This window comes from Rubellimicrobium aerolatum, from assembly GCF_017872975.1.
Lineage (GTDB): Bacteria > Pseudomonadota > Alphaproteobacteria > Rhodobacterales > Rhodobacteraceae > Rubellimicrobium > Rubellimicrobium aerolatum.
The window spans coordinates 1-2,916 of the sequence record NZ_JAGGJP010000046.1; the positions used below are offsets into that span (position 1 = coordinate 1).

The window sequence follows — 2,916 nt, forward strand, 5'->3', positions numbered from 1 at the left end:
GCCGGCGAGCTGATGCCGCAGCTTCTCGATCAGGATCGCCTGCGCCTTCACCTCGGCCAGGAGCCGCGCCGCGAAGGCCCGCAGGTCCTCGGGGTCGTGCGGCAGCGCGTGGGCCTCGTCCAGCATGGCCGCAGCCTACCGAGCCGGCTTCAGCGAGGGAATCCCGTTCGCTCCGCTTTCACCGTCTATCCGGCCGTCAGAGGCTGCCAACTCCGCTGCGGCGCCCGCCAGTCTATGCCCTCGAGCAGCATCGCGAGTTGCGCCGGGGTCAGCGCCACCTTGCCCTCACTCGCTGCGGGCCACACGAAGCGGCCCTTCTCCAGACGCTTGACGAACAGGCAGGCCCCCTGGCCATCCCACCAGATCACCTTGACCAGGTCGCCCCGCCGCGAAAGACGAAGAGATGGCCCAGCGAAGGGGTCCTGCTTCAACAGCGTCTCCGCCTGCGGCACGCACCAGATCAGCTTCCGTGATGCGTCGGGCCGGGACCAGGGCGCGCTCTTGTCGGTGACGTTCGCGACGATGACGGTCCGGCCTCCGATCGGAAAGCAGAAACGCTACGAGCGGCTCCGGCTTCAGATCATCCACGCCAGGGAGACGGACCCGCCGGCAGATCGACCGCCGCTGTTCTGGAAGCTGATCACCAACCTCAATGTGGCGACGCACGACGACGCCGTCCGCATGCTGGACTGGTACGCGCGGCGCTGGAGCATCGAGACCTTTTTCAAGACCCTCAAGACCGGGTGCCGCATCGAGGAGGTTCGGCTCACCACCGCCGACCGCCTGGCCAACTACATCGCGCTCTGCTGCGTGCTGGCCTGGCGCATCCACTGGATGACAATGCTAAGGCGGGGCCATCCCGAAGCCCCGCCAGGGGCCGTGTTCACCGACTTGGAACTCGAATTCCTTGAAAGGCTCATGCCCACCACCAAAGCGGGCGCCGCACGCAGCCTCGATCCCTACATGATCCGCGTCGCCCGCCTCGGAGGCTATCTCGCCCGAAGTCGTGGCCCACCGCCAGGAGCCACTGTCATGTGGCGAGGCTTCGGGCGGCTCGCAGACCTCGTCGAGGGCTATGCTGCCGGGAAAGACAGACAAACAGCTTGTGGGTAACTGAAAGCCAGACCGGACGCTTACCAACTTGTGTTGGTCCCGCTATAGTATGTTTTCATGCAAAGTGGCTTTCCGGATAGCATCCAACAAGGTAAGTCACTTTCCTGCTAACCCAGCAAACCCCAACTATGAGGTATTTGGGGACGGACGAAGACTGGCTCAACGCGATCCAGCACGACATGGTGACGATCGCGAGCGCAGTAGTCCTCTGCGACCATTCCAGAGCCTGATGCAGGGTGATAGATTCTCGTCTCACGCCCTTTCCGCTGAATGGATCGTCTTGCTCCTGTAGATGGTCCCGCGGGATTATCTCTATGACTGTGGCAAGGGACGAGCCCACCGGTATCCCTGACTAGCCTGCGCTCATCCGCACTGGCGGCCCAACCCGATCGAGTTCTAGGTGCAGCTCACCGACGACCTAAGCTTCCAAAAGTGAAGGCTTCGGGCACCTATGCTAAGCCGAAACCCGGCTTTCATGATTGCATGCAACTGCAACTATGAAGTTTTCGGGGCTCGGCGACGAAGCCGGCCTTCGGATGGGGCAGGGGCCAACACATTCTCAACCGTTCCCAAGATCCTCGCTCTCCTGCCGACCTTTGGCCGTTGCACTTCGGCATACGCGACCTTTAGCTCCTCTATAGACTTGCGATACCAGCCGACCTTCACACGCACGACCTTCTTGCCCTGTTTCAGAGGAGCGACGCTCAGCCCGAACGAGGCCAAAGCGTTTACTTCTGCCACGGCAGGCTTGAGGACATGCTTGTTGAACTCTCCGAAGGCAGGGTACTTGTCCTCGGGGACGCCCAGCATTGAGCGGAATTCTTCTAGAGTGAACTCTGTGGAGGTCTTGTAGGCTAGGTTCACAAATTGCGAGGCGTTCTCATATAACGAGATCGCGTACTTGGACGTGAAGGCCATCAGGACGGGCAGGGCGATCTTACCCCAGACTGACGACTTCTCGAGGATCTCGATCAGCATGGCGTCGAACGAGTAAGTCAGGACGCCAGCGGGTCTGTCCGGTGAGTCCAGATCGTTGCCGCCCAAGAATTGGACGCGCCGTGTCTTGCCGCTCGGGAGTTGGACGACGAGTAACGTCCGCATGAGCTGTTCGATGCCCTCCTCGATCATCTCATAGCCTTTGTGTCCCGCAGGCTTGAGCGCGTCGATCTCGACAGTGTAGCGGCGACCTTCCTCTACGCCCTGCATATGGGCGTTGTGCCAGAGGAGAGTGATCATTCGTCTGGCGTTCAGGGTAAGGGGCTCATGGCCACGGACCTGGATCAGTTCGGCAGGTTTGATTGCCTCGTCACCCCGAGACGTCAGCTCCAGTGTCAGGATATCGACCATGCCGTCCTCCTTGTCCGGACCGGCATACTATGAAAAGTGAAGACAACAAACGTCATTGTTCCCCGGAAACTTCATGTTTGGAGAGCTATGACAGCCAGTACACGCGCGAGGGCTGCGCCTTCCCCGAAACCTTCATACTAAGCTCCAAGATGCCTTAACTCATGAATGCATGTAATCATGACAACATGATTATGTGCAAAGTGATAACCTGAACTTTCAGGAACTCGCCGCTTCACAAAATCTACGCGATGTGGGCTTGTCCGACAGGCTGACCTGGCGGATCCACCATCAACTGGCGCAGCTTTTCCTGGAAAGCCTCGGGTTCCGATTGCCATTCCTTGTGGATCAACTGGGCGCGGGTTGACCTGACCCCCGTCACTCATCCGGTGGCGACTGGAATCGCGGGGTGAAAATTGCGTGCTCCGGCGCCGTAGGCAACGGCCATCGGCGCGGAGC

2 protein-coding genes and 1 pseudogene are annotated in these 2,916 nt (G+C 60.2%); 1 reads left to right on the forward strand and 2 read right to left on the reverse strand.

The features are described from left to right. Positions 1–185: 185 nt before the first annotated feature. Positions 186–446 (reverse strand): annotated as a pseudogene (tnpB, locus tag J2Z33_RS17975) (IS66 family insertion sequence element accessory protein TnpB); the annotation flags it as partial. On the opposite strand from tnpB, the gene J2Z33_RS17980 reads away from it, so the two are divergent. Further along, complete coding sequence (locus tag J2Z33_RS17980) at positions 370–1,113, forward strand: IS4 family transposase (RefSeq protein ID WP_245218978.1); 744 nt, start codon at positions 370–372, stop codon at positions 1,111–1,113. The pseudogene tnpB and the gene J2Z33_RS17980 sit on opposite strands and share 77 nt — an antisense overlap. A 495-nt stretch (positions 1,114–1,608) precedes the next feature. On the opposite strand, the gene J2Z33_RS17985 is transcribed toward J2Z33_RS17980, so the two are convergent. Then, positions 1,609–2,460, reverse strand: a complete 852-nt coding sequence (locus tag J2Z33_RS17985; protein WP_209843617.1) for a replication initiation protein — start codon at positions 2,458–2,460, stop codon at positions 1,609–1,611. Positions 2,461–2,916: the final 456 nt, after the last annotated feature.